Raw genomic sequence first — 22,794 nt, 5'->3', positions numbered from 1 at the left:
TTTTGTATGATAAGACTGATATTGAATCAGTGAAAGGGGCAAGCCGAATGATCAATCGTCAACATATTCAATTATCGCTGCAGTCATTAAGCTTAGTGGCAGGGTTTATGGTGTGGGTGCTGATTTCATCGCTCATTTCTCAAATGACATCAGATATTCATTTAAGCAAAGGCGAGATTTCATTGGTGACGGCGATTCCCGTGATTCTCGGATCGCTTCTCCGTATTCCTTTAGGATATTTAACGAACAGGTATGGCGCGCGGCTGATGTTTATGATCAGCTTCATCCTGCTTTTGTTTCCCGTATTTTGGATCAGTATCGCGGATTCTTTATTTGATTTAATTGCGGGCGGCTTTTTCTTAGGGATCGGCGGAGCGGTATTCTCCATCGGAGTGACGTCCCTCCCGAAATATTATCCGAAAGAAAAGCACGGTGTCGTAAATGGGATTTACGGTGCCGGAAACATCGGGACCGCCGTTACTACCTTTGCGGCGCCGGTTATCGCTCAAGCCGCGGGATGGAAAGCAACCGTGCAGATGTATCTTGTTTTGCTGGCTGTTTTCGCATTACTGCACGTTTTGTTCGGCGACCGGCATGAGAAGAAAGTCAAAGTTTCCATAAAGACACAAATGAAAGCCGTTTACCGAAATCATGTGCTGTGGATGTTGAGCCTGTTTTATTTTATTACGTTCGGCGCCTTTGTCGCCTTTACCATCTATCTTCCGAATTTTTTGGTTGAGCATTTTGGGCTGAGCCCTGCGGACGCCGGTCTGCGGACGGCCGGCTTTATTGCGGTCTCTACGCTGCTCAGGCCTGTGGGAGGGTTTCTTGCAGATAAACTGAGCCCGCTCCGCATTCTGATGTTCGTTTTCGCAGGGCTTACGCTGTCAGGCGTCATGCTGTCATTCTCCCCGGCGATCGGCCTTTATGCGTTCGGATCGCTGACGGTGGCAGTCTGCTCAGGGATTGGAAACGGGACGGTATTTAAACTGGTGCCTTTCTATTTTTCGAAGCAAGCGGGGATTGCCAACGGTATTGTGTCTGCCATGGGCGGACTGGGCGGTTTTTTCCCTCCGCTGATTCTGGCAAGTGTATTTCAGGCAACGGGTCAATACGCGATCGGGTTTATGGCGCTTTCAGAGGTTGCGTTAGCCAGCTTTGTCCTTGTGATCTGGATGTATTGGCAGGAAAGAATGAAAACACATACGGAGAGAAACAGTCATAGCCTTGATTCATAATGATCCATTCACAAGATTGTTAATTTTTTCTGGGCGAGTGCAAATCAAGTCACGTTACAATATACATACGCAACGTGACTTTCTTCGAGGTGAGCTCATGAATATTCTCTCTGTCCGAAAATCTGATAAAGAACTTCTTTCCCGCGAACTGCATGAATTGCTGGAATCGATCAGTACGAAAAGGAAAATGAAAAAACACACGTATTTGTTTCAAGAAGGAATGGATGCAGAAGAGCTTTATCTGATTCAATCAGGACTCATTGAAATCGGCAAGCTGACGTCTGACGGAAAAGACCTGACACTTAGAATCTGCCAGAAACACGATATTATCGGGGAATTGACGCTATTCACAGATGAGCCGAGATATATGCTCAGTGCGAAAGTGTTAGAGGACGGGGAGGTGCTCGTCATTAATAAAAACAGGCTGGAAAAGGAATTGATCCAAAACGGTGTTTTGACGTTTGAATTTATGAAATGGATGAGCACCCATCTGCGAAAAATCCAGTCTAAGATCAGGGATCTGCTTCTTCACGGCAAAAAAGGGGCGCTCTATTCCACCCTTATCCGCTTATCAAACAGCTACGGGGTGGAACGAAGTGACGGGATTCTGATTAACATTGTGCTGACAAATCAGGATTTGGCTAAGTTTTGCGCGGCGGCAAGGGAGAGCGTCAACCGCATGCTGGGAGACCTCCGCAAACAAGGGGTTATTTCGATAGACGAAACCGGAAAAATTATTTTGCACAAGCGGGACTATTTACGATGCGAGATCGAGTGTGAAAATTGTCCGCTTGAGATCTGCAATATTGACTGAAAAAACAAGGGCAGCCGATGTCCTTGTTTTTCAGCTTGTGATACATATACACATGACGGCGAAAAAGAAGCCGGCATTTAGGATTTCCAGAATGCCGATCGTTTTCACCGGCCAGTCTCTTCCGTGAAAAAACCAGGCCCGCAGACTGCTTGGGATAAAAGCGAGAAACGCCCAGCCTGCCCCGAGAAGAGCCGATAAAAAGGGGAGCAAGAGGTGATATCCCCACGACCAGTAAGCAAACCTTCTGTTTTTTCTCTCCCGTATGACCGATTTCACATAAAAAGAACTCCCGACAAAAAATAAAGCGGATTGCAAGAATAGAAACCAAGCCCAGCCGTCAAGGATTCCCGTTCCCAGCCAGCAGCTCGCAAGTCCGCCCGAACAAAAGAACAGAACACCCGCAATATCATTCGTAAGCGCCCGTTCGTTTTTTCGGCGGGCATAATGCGTATGTATGAGAAACAGCGGCAATAAAAAAACGCCGATCCAGACGAGCTGCGGCTTATGAAAGACAGAAATGATCAAAAAGCAGCAGGCCGGAAAACCGTAATACCATATCCACTTTTGATAGGGCTGAAGCTGTTTCTTTTTCAAAGCGAGCGAAACGGGATAAACCGTCAAGTAAAGGAACAGCCAGCCCAGAAAGAGCGGAATATGCCAGAAAACCGGGCCTCCCTTGACCATGCCGAGTAAAAATGGAATCAGCAGCATCGCCCATGCGCCGTGCTGCTTCGGAATCATCGCCTTCATCGAAACCCTCCTTTTTATTTCATTATAAGTGCAAACACTCTCCTGATAAGTGACCTTTATCATACAAGCTGTGAAATACATCACTGCCGCGCGGGCTCAATCGGGCTACACTAAAGATATCAATAGCACAGGAGGCTTTCCTATGAATCAGTGTGACTATTTATTATTTCTGAAACAACTTCCTATGTTTAATGAAGTGCCTCTGTCCATTGTCGAAACCTTGCTGAAAAACGGGACGTTTATCCGCGGCTCATCTGACCAATCTCCATCCTTTCTTCATTCACAATCCGTTTATATTGTATTGAAAGGCAATATCCGTTTTACGGACAGCAGGCTCCCTGAAGGGTCACAAACCGTTGCGCTGTGGGAAAAAGGCGATGTGTTTCCGATTGATGAAAAAGGCGGGCTCTCTTTATCGCCTTTTATCTCAGTCAATGCCTCAACGGATATTCTGGTACTCCATATTCCATATTCCGTATTTAAGCAAATGATGTCTTACCATCCGCGGCTGCAAATGAACTTTTTGGCGATGCTTCAGCAAAATGTCTTCTGTTCCTATCAGTTGTTTTTGCGGTATCTGTATACATCACGGGATGAAAACGCCGAACCCGGTTCTTAAACAGAACCGGTTTTTTGATGACGCGGGCGTCCCTATATCGTTTGAAAATCCTTCCTGCTGCTCTGTGTGAACGTTTTGTGAAAAAAGCAGAGTGTGTGACATAGTTCACAAGGTGATGCGCCGTCTCTGTTTATAGTGTACATAGCATCACCTGACTCGGAAGGAGTGAACGATCATGAAGAAAAAGAAAATGAGTCCGTTGCTCAGGAGATTAAACTATTTTTCTCCTATCGAACATCATTCAAATCATCATAGCCAAACGACAAGCGAAGATCGTGATTGGGAGAATGTATACAGAAACAGATGGCAGTACGACAAAGTCGTTCGCTCCACCCACGGCGTCAACTGCACGGGTTCTTGCAGCTGGAATATTTATGTGAAAAACGGAATTGTCACGTGGGAAGGACAAAACTTGAATTATCCATCAACAGGCCCGGATATGCCTGATTTCGAACCGAGAGGCTGTCCGCGGGGGGCCAGTTTTTCATGGTACATCTACAGCCCGCTCCGTGTGAAATATCCATATGTGCGCGGTGTGCTGATCAATTTGTGGCGGGAAGCATTGCAGACGCATCAAAATCCGCTGGATGCCTGGAAATCGATCGTTGAAAACCCTGAAAAAGCGAAGTCCTATAAACAGGCAAGAGGGAAAGGCGGCTTTGTCCGCGCGGAATGGCCGGAAGTGCTGAAGCTGATTTCAGCCTCTCTGCTGTATACAGTGATGAAATACGGGCCTGACCGGAATGTCGGTTTTTCTCCGATCCCGGCGATGTCCATGATCAGCCACGCATCAGGTTCGCGATTCATGTCTTTAATCGGCGGCCCAATGCTCAGTTTTTATGACTGGTATGCGGATCTCCCGCCGGCATCCCCGCAAATTTGGGGTGACCAGACGGACGTTCCGGAAAGCAGTGATTGGTACAATTCAGGCTATATCATCACATGGGGCTCCAACGTTCCGCTAACGAGAACGCCTGATGCGCATTTTCTGGCGGAAGCCCGCTATAAAGGCGCCAAGGTCATTTCAATCAGTCCCGATTTTGCGGAGTCCTCAAAGTTTGCGGATGACTGGCTGAGCATCCGCCAGGGGACTGACGGAGCCCTGGCGATGGCGATGGGGCACGTCATTATGCAGGAATTTTACGTGAACCAAGAAACTGAACGTTTTATTGAGTACGCGAAGCAATACACCGATTTTCCATTCTTCGTCACTCTGTCAAAAGAGAAGGGCGTGTATACTGCGGGGCGGTTTTTGCATGCGAAAGACATCGGGCGGCAGACAAAGCATGATCAGTGGAAGCCGGCGGTCTGGAATGAACAGACAGGTGCGTTTGCCATACCGCAAGGAACAATGGGCTCCCGCTGGGACGGGCAGCAGAAATGGAATCTGCACATGATCGACGAAGACACCGGGGAACAGATCGAGCCCCGTCTCTCCGTGCTCGGAATAGAGGACGAAATCGGCACGGTGCGCATTCCGTATTTTTCAAATGACGGAAACAAAGTGCTTGAGCGGAATCTTCCTATTAAAAAATTGGATCTGAATGGTGAAGAGACGTACGTCACGACCGTGTTTGACTTGATATTGGCAAACTACGGCGTGAACCGGGGCATCGGCGGACAATCAGCCGCATCTTATGATGATCCCCGTCCGTTCACACCTGCCTGGCAGGAACAGATCACGGGAATTAAAAGAGAAGCCGTTATACAGATTGCCAGGGAGTTTGCTCAAAATGCGATCGATACAGACGGCAGATCGATGATTATCGTAGGGGCGGGAATCAACCACTGGTTCAACTCCGACACGATTTACCGTGCGGTGTTAAATCTTGTTTTACTCGTCGGCGCCCAAGGCGTAAACGGCGGAGGCTGGGCCCATTACGTGGGGCAGGAAAAGCTCCGTCCTGCTGAAGGGTGGCAGACGATTGCAACCGCAAAGGACTGGGAAGGCGTGCCTAAACTGCAAAACGGCACCTCATTTTTTTACTTTGCGACAGACCAGTGGCGTTATGAAGACCAGCCGATCAGTGACTTGGCTTCACCGATCGCCGCGTCATCCCGCTACAAGCATCACGCCGATTACAATGTGCTGGCGGCGCGATTAGGGTGGCTGCCGTCCTACCCGACATTCAATCAAAACGGCATTGATCTGTACAAAGAAGCTGAAAAAGCGGGGGCGGCGACACCTGAAGACGTAGGTGCGTACGTGGCCTCACAGCTTCAGGAGAAAAAACTGAAATTCGCGATTGAAGACCCGGACAATGAAGTGAATTTCCCAAGGAATCTCTTTGTATGGCGGGCAAATCTGATCTCAAGCTCAGGAAAAGGGCATGAATATTTTCTCAAGCATCTGCTGGGGACGACAAACGGTCTGATGAATGACGACAGCGACAGCATCCGCCCTGAAGAAATCAAATGGCGGGAACAGGCGCCGGAAGGCAAGCTCGACTTGTTAATCAATCTCGACTTTCGAATGGCCGGTACGGCGCTGTATTCCGATATCGTGCTGCCGGCGGCGACATGGTATGAAAAACACGACCTCAGCAGCACGGATATGCACCCGTTTATTCATCCTTTTGCTCCGGCGATCTCGGCGCCGTGGGAATCGAGGTCAGACTGGGATATTTTTAAGGCGCTGTCAAAAGCCGTTTCCGATCTGGCGGAAGAAGTCGAGATGGAGCCGGTGAAAGAGGTAGTCGCGACGCCGCTCCTCCACGACACGATGCAGGAATTGGCCCAGCCGTTCGGAAAAATCAATGACTGGAGCAAGGGCGAATGTGAAGCCATTCCGGGAAAAACGATGCCGAACATCCATGTCGTTGAACGGGATTACAAACACATTTTTCATAAAATGACCGCGCTCGGCCCTCATACGGCTTTAAAACCGAGCGGAACAAAAGGGATGAGCTGGTCTATCGCCGATGAATATGAATCACTCAAAAAGAGACTTGGAGAAATCACCTCGGACAGCCTCGCAAAGGGATGTCCGAATATCAGTGAAGCGAAACAGGCGGCAGAAGCGATTTTAACCCTGTCATCCACGTCGAATGGAAAGGTCGCCGTGAAAGCATGGGAATCGCTTGAAAACATCACAAACCTGAAGCTGAAAGACCTGGCGGAAGAACGCGAGGAAGAATGCTTTACGTTCGAGCAAATTACAGCCCAGCCGAAAACGGTCATCACGTCTCCGGCCTTTACCGGCTCAGAAAAAGGAGGGCGCAGGTACTCGCCGTTTACGACGAATGTGGAAAAATTAATCCCGTGGCGGACACTGACCGGCAGACAATCCTATTATGTCGATCATGAACTGATGATGGAATTCGGTGAAACGATGTCGACATTCAAACCGATCCTCCAGCATCGCCCGTTTCTAAGCAAGCGGCCTGATCAAGAGGGAAAAGAAATCGTCCTCAATTATTTGACGCCGCATAATAAATGGTCTGTCCACAGCATGTATTTTGATTCTCTGCCAATGCTGACGCTGTTCCGCGGCGGACCAACCGTGTGGATGAATAAAGATGACGCAGAGGACACGGATATCAAAGACAACGATTGGATTGAATGCTTCAACCGAAACGGCGTTGTCGTGGCGAGAGCGGTTTTGTCTCACCGGATTCCTAAAGGAATGGCGTTTATGCACCATGCCCAGGACCGCCACATCAACGTGCCCGGCACAAAACTGACGAATAACCGCGGAGGCACCCATAACAGCCCGACAAGGATTCACGTCAAGCCGACCCAGATGATCGGGGGCTACGCACAGCTCAGTTACGGCTTTAACTATTACGGTCCGACGGGGAATCAGCGCGATCTGAATGTCGTCATCCGCAAGCTGAAGGAGGTCGATTGGCTTGAAGATTAAAGCGCAGATCGGGATGGTCATGAACTTGGATAAATGCATCGGCTGCCACACGTGCAGTGTCACCTGCAAAAACACGTGGACAAATCGTTCCGGTGCGGAATATATGTATTTTAATAATGTAGAAACAAAGCCCGGCATCGGCTACCCGAAGCAATGGGAGGACCAGGACAAATATAAAGGCGGCTGGACGTTGAAAAAAGGAAAGCTTGAATTGAAATCAGGCCCGAAAACAAACCGGCTTGCAGGCCTTTTCTATAATCCGAATCAGCCGACGATTGATGATTACTATGAACCTTGGAACTATGATTATGAAACATTAACAAACAGTCCGCAGAAAAAGCACCAGCCGGTGGCGCGGCCGAAATCGTCCTTGACGGGTGATTTTATGAATATCGAATGGGGCCCGAACTGGGAGGATGATCTCGCGGGCGGCCATATTACAGGGCTTGAAGATCCAAACGTTCAAAAAATGGAGGAATCGATCAAAACAGAATTCGATGAGGTCTTTATGATGTATCTGCCCCGTATTTGTGAGCACTGCATCAATCCGGCATGCGTGTCATCCTGCCCGTCCGGCGCCATGTACAAACGTGAGGAAGACGGCATCGTACTCGTTGATCAAAACGCGTGCCGTTCATGGAGATATTGCGTCTCATCCTGTCCTTATAAAAAAGTCTATTTTAACTGGCAGACGAACAAAGCGGAAAAATGCACACTCTGCTTTCCGCGCTTGGAGGCGGGGCTGCCGACCATCTGCTCCGAAACGTGTGTGGGCAGAATCCGCTATCTCGGCGTCATGCTGTACGACGCGGATAAAGTGGAGGAAGCGGCCTCCGTTGAAAATGAAAAGGATCTCTACCATTCCCAACTGGACATTTTTCTTGATCCGAATGATCCTGAGATTGCCAAATTGGCAAAAGAACAAGGCATCCCGGCTGAATGGATAGAGGCCGCGCAGCAATCGCCGATCTATAAAATGATCATCGATTGGAAGATTGCGCTTCCGCTTCACCCTGAGTACCGTACGCTGCCGATGGTTTGGTACATTCCGCCGCTCAGCCCGATTATGAATCTCTTTGAAGGAAAAGGCAGCCGGCAAACGGCGGAAGATATTTTCCCGGCTATCGACCAAATGAGAATTCCGATTGACTATTTGGCCCAGTTATTAACGGCCGGTGATACGGATCATATTCGGTCAACGTTAAAGAAAATGTCCGTCATGCGTCAGTATATGAGGGCGGTCCAGACGAATAAATCCATCGACGCGGCACTGATCTCCGGTGTCGGTTTAACAGAACAGCAAATTGAAGACATGTATCGGCTGCTGGCGATCGCCAAATATGATGACCGCTTTGTGATCCCGAGCAGCCATCGAGAAGAAGTGTCTGATTTATACGCTGAACAAGGAAGCTGCGGTTTGTCATTTTCAGGCGGCCCCGGCTCTTGTTTCTAACTTTTGATAAATGAGGTGAAACAAGATGAACACCACAGACCGGCAAATCACATTCTCCGCTCTTTCCATTCTTCTCTCTTATCCGGATGAAGAGTGGAGAGCCGGGCTTCCCGATTGGAAGGCTCTTATCCATGACGTCACCAATCAGCAAATCCGTGAGAAACTGCTGCACTTTTTAGAGGCGGCAGCCGGCTTTTCTCCGCAAGCGCTGATTGAACACTATGTGTATACGTTCGACTTCGGGAAAAAAACGAATATGTACGTCACCTACTTTAACTCAGGCGAGCAAAGGGAGCGCGGAATTGAACTGCTGCATTTAAAAAACACCTACCAGCAATCCGGTTTCCTGCCGACAGAGAAAGAGCTGCCTGATTATCTGCCGCTTATGCTGGAATTCGCCGCGGTCGCAGAAATTGAAGCGGCGAGAAGCGTGTTTGAGAAATACCTGTCCAATGTGAGGGAGCTGGCTTCCCGCCTCGAAAAAAATGACAGCCTCTATGCTGAGCTGCTGCACGTGCTGCAGGCCGCGCTGGAAAGCATCGGTGTACGTGAAAGCACTGAAGAAGGGGCTGTTCAGGCATGAGCGGGCAGATCCTGTGGGGGATTATGCCGTACATGGTATTGACGATCTTTATCGGCGGGCATATTTACCGCTATCAGCATGACCAGTTTGGCTGGACGGCGAAATCAAGCGAGCTGTTAGAAAAGAAAAAACTTGCGGCGGGCAGCACACTTTTTCACTGGGGACTGCTGTTCGTTGTCGGCGGACATGTCATGGGAATTCTGATCCCGGAAGGCGTGTATACTGCACTTGGCATTTCAGAGCATACGTATCACAAAATGGCGATCGGCGCAGGCCTGCCGGCGGGGATCGCGGCTTGTGCCGGACTAGTGATCCTGACATACAGAAGGCTGTTTGACAAAAGAATCCGCAAAACCAGCTCGCCATCGGATATCCTGACGCTTATTCTGCTGCTGTTCATGATGCTGTCGGGCGTTGCGGCCACGTTTCTCAACATTGACTCGAAAGGATTTGATTACAGGGCAACAGTCGGGCCGTGGTTCAGGGAAATTGTTTTGTTCCGGCCTGACGCTTCTTTGATGGAGAGTGTCCCGCTATGGTTTAAGTTTCATATCATCATAGGGTACGTCGTTTTTATCCTCTGGCCGTTTACAAGATTGGTTCACGTGTTCAGCCTGCCCCTCAAGTATTTGACCCGCAGCTATGTTGTCTATCGGAAACGCACGTAAAAATCCCCCTGCAAGAGGGGGATTTTTTATGGTGAAAAAATAAAAACATAAGATATTTTCTGCCAAGGTAATGGCTGGGCGGCGGTGATTCCTGTTATGTTTTATGTGGAAATAATATCAACAAAAGGAGAGTGAAGAATGAAGCGGATTTTCCTCATTTTAGCCGCCTGTCTGATGACAAGCGCCGGCGTCCTGACACTCAGACATTCTCATGTATTAACCGGCGGCACAGCGGGACTGTCACTAAGCCTGTCGTACTTGTTTCATTCCTCGTTTGCGATTATCTTCTTTCTGATCAATATCCCGTTTTATATATTTTCTCTCATCAGAATGGGAATCAAATTCACTCTATCCACCGTTTTTGCAGTCACAGTGCTGACTCTGTTTACCGGCGCGGATCACTGGCTGCCGCCGGTCTCTGTTTCACCGCTTGCCGGGGCGGTTTGCGGCGGGGCGCTGATCGGGTTCGGCCTGTCGCTCATGTTTTATCATCAGGCATCGCTCGGCGGCGCCAATATCCTCGCTTTATTTCTGCAAAAGCGCTGCGGATGGAATCCGGGTGCCGTTAATTTCCTCTTCGATTTTGGCGTCGTGCTGGCCGGCATTTTCTCCGTCGGATTGCTGAAAGGGCTCTTCTCCTTAGTGTCGATTGCGGTCACCGGTCTGATCATCGGCATCTTCAAAAATAAAATCAAAGGCAGCTGCTCGCTCAATCCGGCATTGCTTCAGAACATCACACCCGGCCAGTCACAGGAAGTGTCATCATAAGCCTTTCCGGCTCGTGCGGAGAGGCTTTTTCATATGTTTACAGGCCGGAAGACAGAGGGTATACAGAGTTATCGGATCAGATGGGAGAGAGTCGGGATGCTGAAAAGGAGACTGGAATTTTGCTTTTTATATATGATGCTTATCGGAGCATATGTCATATGGTTTTTTCCGGTTTCCAGGCTTGAGTTTTACGGAGGGTTGCTTTGCTATGCAAGCATTATTTTGTTCAGCATCTATTCGTTAATTCTTGAAAACCGCACCTCGCAGCACACGCTGTTATGGATTCATATTCTTGTGTTTTTTCCGATCGCCGGGTACTTATTTTACCTTTTTTCCGGCCAGCTTTATGAAAAAGGCAAGCTGTTCAGGTCGAAACGGACATACAACCGGGAAAAGCTGAGAACGATATTTGATATGGAACAGACTCCCGATCTGTCCGGGCTGAAAGGAAATCAGAAGCGTTTCTTTCAATATTCAATCAAGGCGTCTCATATGAATATCAATACAAAAAGCAGGCTGAAGGTGCTCAAAAACGGGGACGAAACATTTCCGGAGCTGTTTGAAGCGCTCCGGTCGGCAGCATCATTTATACATATTGAGTATTACATGTTCAAATCAGACATGCTCGGGCACAAGATGATGGAGATTATGATGGAAAAAGCGCGTCAAGGTGTTGAAGTGCGGTTTTTGTTCGACGCGGCCGGCAGCCTGAAGCTGGCCGGAAAAGACATTAAAAAACTGAAACGCGCGGGCGTGAACATCGTCCCGTTTCTGCCGCTGAAATACGGTTTTTTCAACCAAAAATTCAATTTCAGAAATCACCGCAAGATCGTCATCGTTGACGGGAAAACCGGTTTTGTCGGCGGGCTGAATGTCGGCAAGGAGTATATCGGCAAAGACCAAAGTGTCGGTTTTTGGCGGGACACCCATATGAAAGTCGAAGGAGAAATCGTTCAGACGCTCCACAGCATTTTTATGCTTGATTGGGAATACGTTTCGGATGAGGTGCTGATTGATCAGAAAGCATACAGCTGCCCGGTCCCTGCAGAAAGCGGCGGCGTCTATCAAGTCGTTCCGACGGGCCCCGATATGAAGGAACGGATGAGCGATCTGTATTATGCCATGATAGCGGCGGCCGAATCATCTGTATGGATCGCGACGCCTTATTTCGTGCCGAATGAGCCGATCCGCACAGCGCTAAAGGAGGCTGCTGCCAGAGGCGTCCGGGTGCGAGTCATGGTGCCGGAAACCAATGACGGATTTTTAACCCAGTACGCGACGAGATCGTATTTCCCCGAGCTTCTTCGCGAAGGAATCGAAGTCTATTCCTATCAAAAAGGCTTTATGCATCAAAAGGTGCTCATCACTGACGGAAACCTCGCCTCTGTCGGGACGGCGAACATGGACATGAGAAGCTTTCAGCTGAACTTTGAGGTTAATGTCTTTTTTACAGATCAAAAGGCGATCAAAGATCTTGAAGCGCATTATCTGGAGGATATGAGAGAGTCTGAGAAAATCAGCCCCGTCCGTTTCTATAAGCGCACATTATGGGAAAGAACGAAGGAATCCTTCGCGCGGTTATTTTCCGGCGTTTTATAAAAAACGCTTTTAAAACTCCTTGTGTATAGTATAATTGAGAAATATTATCATTAGGAACGAGGCACAAGGAGGACGGAATCGTGCTGCGACAATTTTTTTCTTATTATAAACCGTACAAAAAGCTGTTTTTTCTCGACTTCTTTTCTGCCATCGCCGGCGGATTGATGGAGCTGAGTTTTCCTCTGATTGTAAATTACTTTATCGATACATTGCTCCCGGGGCGGGATTGGCGTCTGATTATTTTGACTTCCGCTGCTTTATTCGGAGTCTACGCCCTCAGCTCGGCGCTTCAGTATGTTGTGACGTATTGGGGCCATATGCTCGGCATTAACATTGAAACCGATATGCGGAAAAAGCTTTTTGACCATCTGCAAAAGCTTTCGTTCAAATTTTACGATAACAACAAAACGGGCAGTTTAATGTCCAAGCTCACCAATGATTTGATGTATATCGGAGAAACCGCCCACCACGGGCCTGAAGACCTGTTTATCGCGGTCATGACGATTTTGGGCGCGTTCGGTGTGATGCTGTTCATTAACTGGCAGCTCGCGCTGTTGACCTTTATTATTATGCCGGTCGTCATTTGGCTTGCTTTGTATTTTAATAAAAAAATGACCTCTGCGTTTACAAAACTGAACAAAGACGTCGGAGACTTCAGCGCGAGGGTCGAAAACAATATCGGCGGCATTCGTCTTGTTCAGGCTTTCAGCAATGAAGCGTTTGAAACGCAGCGGTTTGACGTGAACAATCAGCGTTTCCGCAAAACAAAGCTGACGTCATATAAAATCATGGCGAAAAACGGCTCGATCAGTTACATGCTGACAAGATTCGTCACGCTGTTCGTCCTGTTGTGCGGGACATGGTTCGTGATCCGCGGATCGTTATCTTACGGAGAATTCGTCGCTTTTGTGCTGCTGACGAACGTTCTGTTCCGTCCGATTGATAAAATCAACGCGATTATTGAGCTGTATCCGAGAGGCATAGCCGGTTTTAAAAGCTTTATAGAAATAATGGAAACGGAGCCTGATATCAAGGACGCCCCGAACGCGAGACATGTGTCCGGTTTAAAAGGGAATATCCGTTATGATGGTGTGTCATTCGGTTACGAAGAAAACAGCCCGGTTCTGTCGGGAATCAATTTGTCCATTCATGCCGGGGAGACAGTCGCATTCGTCGGGCCTTCGGGAGCGGGGAAATCAACGCTGACAAGTCTGCTGCCGCGCTTTTATGAGCCGTCTGAAGGCGTGATTTCCATCGACGGAATCGATATTAAGGACATGACGCTGTCATCATTGCGCGGACAAATCGGCGTCGTCCAGCAGGATGTCTTTCTGTTTTCCGGCACATTGCGGGAAAACATTGCTTATGGGCGGCTCGATGCGTCTGAGGAAGAAATCCGGCAGGCCGTCCGCCAGGCACATTTAGAGGATTTGGTAAACGGGTATCCCGACGGTTTAAACACGGTGATCGGCGAGCGCGGCGTGAAGCTGTCAGGCGGGCAGAAGCAGCGGCTTTCCATCGCCAGAATGTTTTTGAAAAACCCGTCGATCTTAATTTTAGACGAGGCTACATCAGCCCTCGATACAGAAACGGAAGCCGCCATTCAAAAATCGCTGCAAGAGCTGTCTGAAGGACGCACAACGCTTGTGATCGCCCATCGGCTGGCTACGATTAAGGATGCGGACAGGATCGTCGTCGTCACGAAAGAAGGCATCGCTGAACAAGGTCATCATAAGGAACTGCTGGCATCCGGCGGCATGTACCAGAGACTCCATCAGGCCCAATTCGGCGAGCTGATACATGAATAATGGAAAAAGGATAGACGAGCGGGGGCCGGGCAGCCTCCTGTCTATCCTTTTTTATGTAGTCCGTATTTAATGGGCTTCTTTTTGCGCAGGTTCGATGATATGTTTGAAACGGTCAACAAGCTGCACCGCTTTCTTTCCTTCCACTACAATTAAATATTCTTGTTCTTTATGAGCCATTCTGAACGTTTCCAGCTCAATGATATCTTTGATTTTGCACATTGTTTTTTTAGAGTAGATATACAGCTCGTGGCCTCCCGTGTGGCAAAGCTGATAAAGCTGAAGCATGTTTCTTAAAGTGAACTTCTTAGCGGCTATTTTCAAAGATGTAATGTTTTTCATGTGTTTTCTCCTCCGTCTGATGGTCTGTTATTTCGGAAATTCCCCATATGAACGGGTGATAAACCTGGTTATACCTTCCACCTCAGCACTCCGCCCGCCAGGCGTTTAACTCCGCGGATGGCGCTTAATTCTTCGACGAGCCGGAGCAGCGCCCGGTCTTTCTCTTTCGCCTCAATCATAAAATCGATGTCCGTATCCCATTGTCTGAACCGCTCCAGCACCGGCAGAATAAAATTCGCATCCACATAGTCCGCATGACTGCGTACGGCTGATTCTGATTTTGGCGAGGAGAGATGGACCTTCGGCTTTAAGCCGATCCGCTGCCATGTTTTGATCATCCGCGGAAGAATGTCATCTAAATCAGCGTCATCTGTCGGATTGGCGTAAAAATGGTGATAATCAAACACAAACGGAATGCCTTCTTGCTCACATACACTGAGTGTTTCCTCGGACGTATATGTTTTATCATCGTTTTCTAAAGTCATCCGCTGTTTGATGACATCGGGAAGTTCTTTCAGATTCACGCGGAAACGGCCAAGCGCGCTTTGTTTGTCACCGTAAGCGCCTCCGACATGGATGTTGATGACGGAACGGTCCGCGATGCCCATTGCGTCCAGCATGTCATAATGATAGGCCATATCCTTGACCGCATTTGCGGTAATCTCCCGTTTCGGGCTTGTAAAAAGCGTGAATTGGTTCGGATGAAAGCTCGTTCTGAGGTCATATTTTCTGACCAGCCCGCCGATCTCACGAAACTCCTGGCGAAACGGCGTGACAAAATCCCACATTACATCCGGGTGCGTGGCGAGCGGCACAATTGAGCTTGAGAACCTGTACAAAGGGATGCCGTGGCCGACCGCATAGTGGAGGGTGCGCAGCGTATTGGTAAGATTTGCTTTCGTCACAGAAAGCAGGGCGTCTTTCCGCTCACTGCGGGAAAGCTTGGTATAGCGCGCATATGTTAAGGTTTTGGCGGGGGACGCGTCCCAAAGGCACATGGCGTTTGCGACGAATCCGAATCTGAACAGCATATGGTTTCTCCTTTATAAAAAGTAAGATATGGCCTTTCCCAGCCATTCTGCAGGAAGCTGTCTGACGGAGCGCTGTTTCACTTTTTCTAATGTGAGAAGCTCGGATTTTTCGATGTCCTGCTTTATGGTTGAAAGCACTTCCTTTGTAAAGTCTTCATCATGAATGATGACATTCACCTCTTCATTCCAGAACAGGCTCCGTTTATCAAAATTCGGCGTGCCGATAATGCTGATGCGGTCATCTATAATGAAGGCTTTAACATGATAAAAGCCTTGATAATACCGATAGATGAGGCAGCCGGCCTTCAGAAGCTCGGGATAATAGGCAAAAGCTGTTTCCCGAACGAGCGGGTGATCTGATTTCATCGGAACGATCAAGATGACTTTGACGCCTTTTCGGCAGGCTGAAATAAGCGCTTCCTGAAGCTTTTTGCTCGGTACATAATAAGGCGTGCCGATGATGATTTTTTTCTCCGCCTTACGGATGCAGTTTTCATAATGCGATTCAAGCGAAAAACCGTCAGATGCATATGTCCTATGAGAGATATCCCCTTCGGATAATGCCGGATAAACCCCGGGTGATTCGGGTGTTTTTCCGGTATTTCGTTTCAGGTCGCTTACAAAAAGAGTCTGAAGATCCGCCGTGCCTTCGCCGGTCATCCGCAGGTGATAATCCTCCCAGTTTCCGAACTTCGCTTTTTTGCCGAGGTACTCTTCAGCGATATTAAAGCCGCCGACATAGCCGATTTTGCCGTCAATGACGGTCACTTTCCGGTGATTCCGTTTTTGCAGCCTGAAAAAAAGAAACGGAAATGCCGGTTTATTTAGAAAATGAACGTGAACGCCGGCTTTTTTCATCGTTTGAATGGAAGGCTTTTTCACTTGGCGGCTGCCCGCCCAATCGAGCAGCAGATATACGGAGACGCCGGCCCGGGCCTTTTCTTTCAATAAATCAAACATCTCATGGCTGACTTGGTCGTTCTTCATAATAAAAAACATCATATGAATAGAAGAGACGGCTTGGCGGATATCAGCCGTCATCTGCTGCACAAGCTCGCTGCCGCAGTGAATGAGTGTGATATTACTCTTTTTCGGGTCAAAAACGGGCTCATACGCCTGTTTTTTGTACGCCGCCCGGCCAAGCAGCATATCAAACAGCATAAGTGCGATCAATATGATAAAAATGACAAGCAACACAAAAATGACCTTCATACCGACGCTCCTTTCCGAAGTATCCGTAGTGTGCCCTGAGAATGTGAATTTAATTATTGACTGAACACTCATTCATTATTTATGATAAAGTAAAGATATGACAATGAAGAGGGGAATCAGAACAAAGGGGGAGACAAGATGAACGCATTTCTCATGGTAAACGCGCTGCTGTTTTCAGCTGTAAACGCTTACGCCGTTTATTTATTCATTTACCTGATCAGAACGAGGATCGCTTATATTAAGCTCGGCCAAAGGGAAGAATTTGATAAACGCCTGAAAGAACGTCTTCATAAGATATGGGTGAATGTGTTCGGACAGAAAAAATTGCTGAAAGATAAAAAGAGCGGAATCATCCACGTTCTGTTTTTTTACGGTTTTATACTCGTTCAGTTCGGCGCAATTGATTTTATTCTGAAAGGGCTGCTTCCTGACCGGCATCTGCCGTTCGGCCCGCTTTATCCGGCGTTTACCTTTTTTCAGGAAATCATTACGTTTCTGATTTTAATCGCCGTAGTCTGGGCGTTTTACCGGCGCTACATTGAAAAACTCGTCAGATTGAAACGCGGGTTTAAAGCGGGGCTTGTCCTGCTGTTTATCGGAGGACTGATGGTGACGGTGCTTCTCGGGAACGCCATGAACCTTTTATGGCACGATCATTCTCTGTCTTGGACGGAACCGATCGCTTCCTCCATTGCGTTTGTGCTCGGGGGTCTTTCAGCGCCGGCGGCCGCCGCCGTATTTTATGTTTCATGGTGGCTTCATCTGTTGTTTTTGCTCAGCTTTTTAGTGTACGTGCCGCAATCAAAGCATGCGCACTTAATTGCGGGTCCGGCGAATGTGTTCCTCAGCAGGCTGGATTCAAAAGGAAAGCTGGAAAAAATCGATTTTACCGATGAGACGAAAGAAAGCTACGGCGTCGGAAAGATTGAAGACTTCCGCCGCTCTCAGCTTGTCGACCTTTACGCCTGCGTCGAATGCGGCCGCTGTACAAATATGTGTCCGGCCTCCGGTACGGGCAAAATGCTCTCGCCGATGGACCTCATTTTAAAGCTCAGAGACCATTTGACGGAAAAAGGCGCTGCCGTGACATCAAAATCTCCGTGGGTGCCCGCGCCCGTTTTTCAGCACACGAAGGCGAATCAGCTCGCCGCGGCTTCCTCAGGGGGAGGATCGCGTGAAGCGGCGGCAGCCATTGATTACAACCCGAGCTTAATCGGCGAGGTCATCACGGAAGAGGAGATTTGGGCGTGCACCACTTGCCGCAACTGTGAAGATCAATGTCCGGTCATGAATGAACACGTTGATAAAATTATCGATCTGCGCCGCTATCTTGTGCTTACGGAAGGGAAGATGGACAGCGACGCGCAGCGGGCCATGACAAGCATTGAAAGACAGGGAAACCCGTGGGGCTTAAACCGGAAAGAGCGGGAGAACTGGCGGGAGCAGGCTGATACAGAGATTCCGACAGTGAAAGAAATGAAAAAACAAGACAAAGAGTTCGACTATTTGTTTTGGGTCGGCTCAATGGGTTCCTACGACAACAGGAGCCAAAAGATTGCCGTCTCATTTGCAAAGCTGCTCAATGAAGCGGGCGTATCCTTTGCGATTCTCGGCAATAAGGAAAAAAACTCAGGCGATACGCCGCGCCGTTTGGGCAACGAGTTTCTGTTCCAAGAGCTGGCGGAACACAACATCGGCGAATTTGAAAAACACGGAATCAAAAAAATCGTCACAATTGATCCGCACGCCTATAATATGTTCAAAAATGAATACCCTGATTTCGGATTCCGGGCCGAAGTCTATCATCATACTGAATTATTAGCCGAGCTTGTGTCACAGGGGAAACTAAAACCGCTTCACCCGGTCAATGAAACGATTACCTTCCATGACTCGTGCTATTTAGGAAGATACAACGAAGTGTATGAGCCGCCGAGAGCGATCTTAAAAGCCATTCCGGGCGTTCAATTGAAGGAAATGGAGCGCAGCCGCGAAAACGGGATGTGCTGCGGCGCCGGGGGAGGGCTCATGTGGATGGAAGAAGAAACGGGAGCGAGGATCAACACGGCCCGGACTGAGCAGGCGCTTTCTGTCAGTCCGACGGTCATCAGCTCCGGATGTCCTTACTGTCTGACCATGCTCGGTGACGGGACGAAAGCGAAAGAAGCCGAAGACGCGATCGGCACTTATGATGTCAGTGAATTGCTCGCCATGTCTGTATTCGGCGCCGAAAAACAAGAGTCTTTATAGAAAGAAGCGGGCCGCCGGCGCATATGCCGGCGGCTTTGTTTTCGCACATCAGCCGATTTATGAAGGGGCGGCTCTAAAATTTCTTAAATTACGCTGTTTAGGGTAGCATATTCTGTTTTAATTTGTTTATAATGAGAGGTATGGTTTATGAACAAAACAATACAAATTCGTTCTTATTATAGGATAGAAACAGATACATATAAGTAATAGAAAGGGAGTGTCCGACCTTGAGTATCAAACAATATTCTCAGGAACAGCTGAAGCAGATGGCTTTAGTTGAAATCGCTCACGAAATTTTCTCAGAACATAAAAAACCGGTTCCGTTCCAGGAGCTGCTGAATGAAATGATCTCCTTGCTCGGTGTTACGAAAGAGGAACTGGGCGACCGTATCGCCCAATTTTATACAGACCTCAACATTGACGGCCGCTTTATTGCTCTGTCAGATCAGACATGGGGGCTCCGCAGCTGGTATCCGTACGATCAGCTGGACGAAGAAACACAGCCGACTGTAAAAGCGAAAAAGAAAAAAGCGAAAAAAGCCGTTGAGGAAGATCTCGACCTTGATGAATTCGAGGAAGTTGATGAAGATGACATCGATCTCGATGAAATGGAAGAAGATATTGACCTTGACGCAGACAGCTTTGACGACGAAGATATCGATGAAGAAGATGACGACGAGCTTGAGATTGAAGATGAGATGATTGAAGAAGATGAGGAAGATTATGATGATGAGGAAGAGGATCGCAAAGACTGATTTTATATCAGCAAAACGATCTTGACTTTCATTGTCGAACTATGTAGTATGTATTTTGGGCTCTTCAAAAAGAAGAGAATTCATAAGAGTGCTACGCTCCCTTTCAAGAAATTGAAAGGGAGCTTTCTTATTTTCATCTCCCAAATTCTTTTACACATCATTTGTTTTTAGTGAAATGATTTTCTATAAAACGGCACATTTTAAGGAATGTAGCGCAGACCGAAGAGAGGAGCAAACGAAATGACGAAATATATTTTTGTAACCGGGGGAGTTGTATCATCACTCGGAAAAGGAATTGTGGCAGCATCACTTGGCCGCCTTTTGAAAAACAGAGGCATGAGCGTCACCATCCAAAAATTTGACCCTTATATCAACGTTGACCCGGGAACGATGAGCCCGTACCAGCACGGTGAGGTATTCGTTACCGATGACGGCGCTGAGACTGACCTTGACTTAGGGCATTATGAGCGGTTCATTGACATTAATCTGAACAGATTCAGCAACGTGACGACCGGTAAAATCTATTCTGCCGTATTGAAAAAAGAGCGCCGCGGGGACTACCTCGGCGGAACGGTTCAGGTCATTCCGCACATCACAAATGAACTGAAAGACCGTGTGTACCGTGCAGGCAAAGAAACAAACGCAGATGTAGTCATTACTGAGATCGGCGGAACAGTGGGAGACATCGAATCCCTTCCGTTCCTTGAAGCCATCCGTCAAATGAAAAGCGACATCGGCCATGAAAACGTGATGTACATTCACTGTACGCTTGTTCCGTACATCAAAGCGGCGGGCGAGCTGAAAACAAAACCGACGCAGCACAGCGTAAAAGAGCTGAGAAGCCTCGGTATTCAGCCTAATATCATCGTCGTGCGCACGGAAATGCCGATTTCTCAAGATATGAAAGATAAAATCGCGCTCTTCTGCGATATTGACACGAAAGCGGTCATCGAGTGCGAAGATGCGGACAACCTTTACTCCATCCCGCTTAACCTTCAGGAGCAGGGACTCGATAAGCTTGTCTGCGATCATATGAAATTAGAATGCAAAGACCCGGATATGACGGAATGGAAAGACCTTGTCACGAAAGTGAAAAACTTGTCTAAAACCATTACAATCAGCCTTGTCGGTAAATACGTCGAGCTTCAGGACGCTTACATTTCAGTCGTTGAATCACTGCGCCACGCGGGCTATGCGTTTGACGCTGATGTGAAGATCAAATGGATTAACGCCGAAGAAGTGACAGAAAGCAATATTCAAGAGCTGACTGGCGGCACAGACGGAATCATCGTGCCCGGCGGTTTCGGGGATCGCGGCGTAGAAGGGAAAATCATCGCCGCCAAGTATGCGCGTGAGAATAAAATTCCGTTCTTCGGCATCTGCCTCGGTATGCAGATTGCATCCATTGAATATGCGCGAAACGTATTAGGTCTGGAAGGGGCTCACTCTGCGGAGATCGATCCGTCCACTCCTTATCCGATCATCGACCTTCTGCCAGAACAAAAAGATGTCGAGGATCTTGGAGGAACGCTTCGTCTCGGACTGTACCCTTGTAAGCTTCAGGAAGACACGAAAGCCTTCGAAGCGTATGCGGATGAAGTGGTATACGAACGCCACCGCCACCGTTATGAATTCAACAACGAATACAGACAGCAAATGGAAGAGAACGGTTTTGTGTTCTCAGGAACAAGCCCTGACGGCCGTCTTGTGGAAATCATCGAGCTGAAAGATCATCCTTGGTATGTCGCTTGCCAGTTCCACCCTGAGTTCAAATCAAGACCGACAAGACCTCAGCCTTTATTCAAAGACTTTATCGGCGCTTCCGTACAAGCTGCAGAACAGAAGTAATAAAAAAAGACTTGCCTCCTTTAAAAGCGGCAAGTCTTTTTTCTGCATCAGGCATATTCCTGCATCATTTCCTTTAACGTAAAGGATAGCGCGTGATAGACATACAGGCCTGTCATTAATGAAGGAAAGCCGTATCTTGTCCCGTCTTCATCGGGCAGAAGCGGCATTTTTAATTTGCTGTCAATATGAACATCACAAAATTCCTCAATCCCGGTTTGATCTTTGATGACAGGAGATACGCAAACGAGGCCGACCCCTTTTTCATAAAGCTTTTGAGCCAGCGCCTGTTCTTCAGCTGTGCCCGGACCTGAACAAAACATCAGCACCCTGTCGCTTTCTGTAACCGAATCAGCTGTATCCGGAAACGCTTTGACGGAAGGCATCGGTTCTGAGCCGAGTTCCGCCTCGCACAAAATGCCCTGCATCTCATTTGCGCCGTATAAATAAATGGTATGACCGCTGACGGCTGCCTGCGCCAGCAGGCGCGCGCCGTCTTCTATTGCTTCGGATTCCTTATCCTGAATGCGGGAAAAAATGCCTGCAAGCTGGGTCGTAAATATCTTTAACATGAGTGAAACCTCCTTTACACATACAAGAACAGTATACAACAAAAGAGAAAATGCTCAGAAAATGTCGGAAAGTAGACTATTATAATTAAAGGAAATGTGAAAATCAAACAGAATACATAAACAACTGCTTCCTTTTGACGAAAATGATAATATTGGGGTGTAAAATGATGAATGAAAAGATTTTAATCGTAGATGACCAATACGGTATACGCATATTGCTCAATGAAGTGTTTCATAAAGAAGGGTACCAGACGTTTCAGGCCGCCAACGGCATACAGGCGCTGGACATTGTAACGAAAGAACGGCCCGATCTCGTGCTTTTAGATATGAAAATCCCCGGCATGGACGGTATCGAAATTCTCAAGCGCATGAAGATGATCGACGAATCCATCCGCGTCATTATCATGACCGCTTACGGAGAACTCGATATGATTAAGGAATCAAAAGAGCTCGGAGCGCTGACCCATTTTGCGAAACCTTTTGACATTGATGAGATCAGAGACGCGGTGAAAAAATATTTACCTCTAAAATCGAATTAATAAAATTAGAAACAATTATGTCATTGTGTTGCCGATTTGTCGAAAAGTTGGTATCCTAGAGATGGAGAAAAAGCGATCTGTTGTTTTACATA

The 22,794-nt window shown here is 47.9% G+C and carries 19 protein-coding genes; 14 read left to right on the top strand and 5 right to left on the bottom strand.

Going from position 1 to position 22,794, the window contains the following annotated elements:
• The first annotated feature begins 47 nt into the window (after window positions 1–47).
• Together narK and OWN49_RS08235 are read left to right on the top strand one after the other, a co-directional pair.
• Complete coding sequence (gene narK / locus OWN49_RS08240) at window positions 48–1,238, top strand: nitrate transporter NarK (RefSeq protein ID WP_044052814.1); 1,191 nt, start codon at window positions 48–50, stop codon at window positions 1,236–1,238.
• A gap of 97 nt (window positions 1,239–1,335) precedes the next feature.
• Window positions 1,336–2,052, top strand: coding sequence for a Crp/Fnr family transcriptional regulator (locus OWN49_RS08235; protein ID WP_166705899.1), 717 nt, complete (start codon window positions 1,336–1,338; stop codon window positions 2,050–2,052).
• A gap of 30 nt (window positions 2,053–2,082) precedes the next feature.
• Here the strand turns inward: OWN49_RS08235 and OWN49_RS08230 are convergent, their stop codons facing one another.
• On the bottom strand, window positions 2,083–2,802 hold the full coding sequence (locus tag OWN49_RS08230; RefSeq protein ID WP_146275722.1) for a YwiC-like family protein: 720 nt from the start codon (window positions 2,800–2,802) through the stop codon (window positions 2,083–2,085).
• Between the two features lie 142 nt (window positions 2,803–2,944).
• Between OWN49_RS08230 and OWN49_RS08225 the strand changes: the two genes are divergently transcribed.
• From OWN49_RS08225 to OWN49_RS08190, 8 genes are all read left to right on the top strand, one after another.
• Window positions 2,945–3,421, top strand: coding sequence for a Crp/Fnr family transcriptional regulator (locus tag OWN49_RS08225; RefSeq protein ID WP_176283588.1), 477 nt, complete (start codon window positions 2,945–2,947; stop codon window positions 3,419–3,421).
• A gap of 175 nt (window positions 3,422–3,596) precedes the next feature.
• Window positions 3,597–7,283 (top strand): nitrate reductase subunit alpha, encoded by a 3,687-nt coding sequence (locus OWN49_RS08220; RefSeq protein WP_176283587.1) that lies wholly within the window; start codon window positions 3,597–3,599, stop codon window positions 7,281–7,283.
• The gene (narH, locus tag OWN49_RS08215; RefSeq protein WP_176283586.1) at window positions 7,273–8,736 is read left to right on the top strand and encodes a nitrate reductase subunit beta; all 1,464 of its coding nucleotides are present in this window, start codon (window positions 7,273–7,275) and stop codon (window positions 8,734–8,736) included. Before OWN49_RS08220 ends, narH begins: the two co-directional genes overlap by 11 nt.
• 25 nt (window positions 8,737–8,761) lie before the next feature.
• A complete protein-coding gene (gene narJ, locus OWN49_RS08210) occupies window positions 8,762–9,319 on the top strand; it encodes a nitrate reductase molybdenum cofactor assembly chaperone (RefSeq protein WP_044052817.1) in 558 nt (185 codons plus the stop codon).
• A complete protein-coding gene (gene narI / locus OWN49_RS08205; protein ID WP_024085917.1) occupies window positions 9,316–9,987 on the top strand; it encodes a respiratory nitrate reductase subunit gamma in 672 nt (223 codons plus the stop codon). The genes narJ and narI overlap by 4 nt, the downstream gene beginning before the upstream one ends.
• Before the next feature lie 138 nt (window positions 9,988–10,125).
• The gene (locus tag OWN49_RS08200; RefSeq protein ID WP_017418720.1) at window positions 10,126–10,755 is read left to right on the top strand and encodes a YitT family protein; all 630 of its coding nucleotides are present in this window, start codon (window positions 10,126–10,128) and stop codon (window positions 10,753–10,755) included.
• A 96-nt stretch (window positions 10,756–10,851) separates the two neighbouring features.
• Complete coding sequence (gene cls / locus OWN49_RS08195; RefSeq protein ID WP_103526563.1) at window positions 10,852–12,354, top strand: cardiolipin synthase; 1,503 nt, start codon at window positions 10,852–10,854, stop codon at window positions 12,352–12,354.
• A gap of 80 nt (window positions 12,355–12,434) precedes the next feature.
• A complete protein-coding gene (locus tag OWN49_RS08190; RefSeq protein ID WP_017418722.1) occupies window positions 12,435–14,162 on the top strand; it encodes an ABC transporter ATP-binding protein in 1,728 nt (575 codons plus the stop codon).
• A 66-nt stretch (window positions 14,163–14,228) separates the two neighbouring features.
• Here the strand turns inward: OWN49_RS08190 and OWN49_RS08185 are convergent, their stop codons facing one another.
• From OWN49_RS08185 to cls (OWN49_RS08175), 3 genes are all read right to left on the bottom strand, one after another.
• The gene (locus OWN49_RS08185; RefSeq protein ID WP_003151087.1) at window positions 14,229–14,501 is read right to left on the bottom strand and encodes a hypothetical protein; all 273 of its coding nucleotides are present in this window, start codon (window positions 14,499–14,501) and stop codon (window positions 14,229–14,231) included.
• Between the two features lie 68 nt (window positions 14,502–14,569).
• Complete coding sequence (gene uvsE, locus OWN49_RS08180; RefSeq protein WP_077722980.1) at window positions 14,570–15,532, bottom strand: UV DNA damage repair endonuclease UvsE; 963 nt, start codon at window positions 15,530–15,532, stop codon at window positions 14,570–14,572.
• Between the two features lie 12 nt (window positions 15,533–15,544).
• Window positions 15,545–16,744, bottom strand: coding sequence for a cardiolipin synthase (gene cls / locus OWN49_RS08175; RefSeq protein ID WP_077722979.1), 1,200 nt, complete (start codon window positions 16,742–16,744; stop codon window positions 15,545–15,547).
• Between the two features lie 138 nt (window positions 16,745–16,882).
• On the opposite strand from cls (OWN49_RS08175), the gene OWN49_RS08170 reads away from it, so the two are divergent.
• The 3 genes from OWN49_RS08170 to pyrG all read left to right on the top strand — a co-directional run bounded on the left by OWN49_RS08170 (window position 16,883) and on the right by pyrG (window position 21,594).
• Window positions 16,883–18,991 carry a (Fe-S)-binding protein gene (locus tag OWN49_RS08170; protein WP_077722978.1) on the top strand — a complete coding sequence of 703 codons (2,109 nt, stop codon included), beginning with the start codon at window positions 16,883–16,885 and terminating at the stop codon, window positions 18,989–18,991.
• A gap of 227 nt (window positions 18,992–19,218) precedes the next feature.
• On the top strand, window positions 19,219–19,746 hold the full coding sequence (gene rpoE, locus OWN49_RS08165; RefSeq protein WP_015387570.1) for a DNA-directed RNA polymerase subunit delta: 528 nt from the start codon (window positions 19,219–19,221) through the stop codon (window positions 19,744–19,746).
• Window positions 19,747–19,986: 240 nt separating this feature from the next.
• A complete protein-coding gene (gene pyrG, locus OWN49_RS08160) occupies window positions 19,987–21,594 on the top strand; it encodes a glutamine hydrolyzing CTP synthase (protein ID WP_003151098.1) in 1,608 nt (535 codons plus the stop codon).
• A 47-nt stretch (window positions 21,595–21,641) separates the two neighbouring features.
• Here pyrG and OWN49_RS08155 read toward each other — a convergent pair whose 3' ends face one another.
• Complete coding sequence (locus tag OWN49_RS08155; protein ID WP_077722977.1) at window positions 21,642–22,163, bottom strand: DUF2529 domain-containing protein; 522 nt, start codon at window positions 22,161–22,163, stop codon at window positions 21,642–21,644.
• A 164-nt stretch (window positions 22,164–22,327) separates the two neighbouring features.
• Here OWN49_RS08155 and spo0F point away from each other — a divergent pair, with 164 nt between their 5' ends.
• Window positions 22,328–22,702, top strand: coding sequence for a sporulation initiation phosphotransferase Spo0F (gene spo0F, locus OWN49_RS08150; RefSeq protein ID WP_012118670.1), 375 nt, complete (start codon window positions 22,328–22,330; stop codon window positions 22,700–22,702).
• The last annotated feature ends 92 nt before the right edge of the window (window positions 22,703–22,794 follow it).

This window comes from Bacillus sp. NEAU-242-2 (genome assembly GCF_027853835.1).
Lineage (GTDB): Bacteria > Bacillota > Bacilli > Bacillales > Bacillaceae > Bacillus > Bacillus velezensis.
This window is presented reverse-complemented; position numbering and strand designations above follow the sequence as displayed.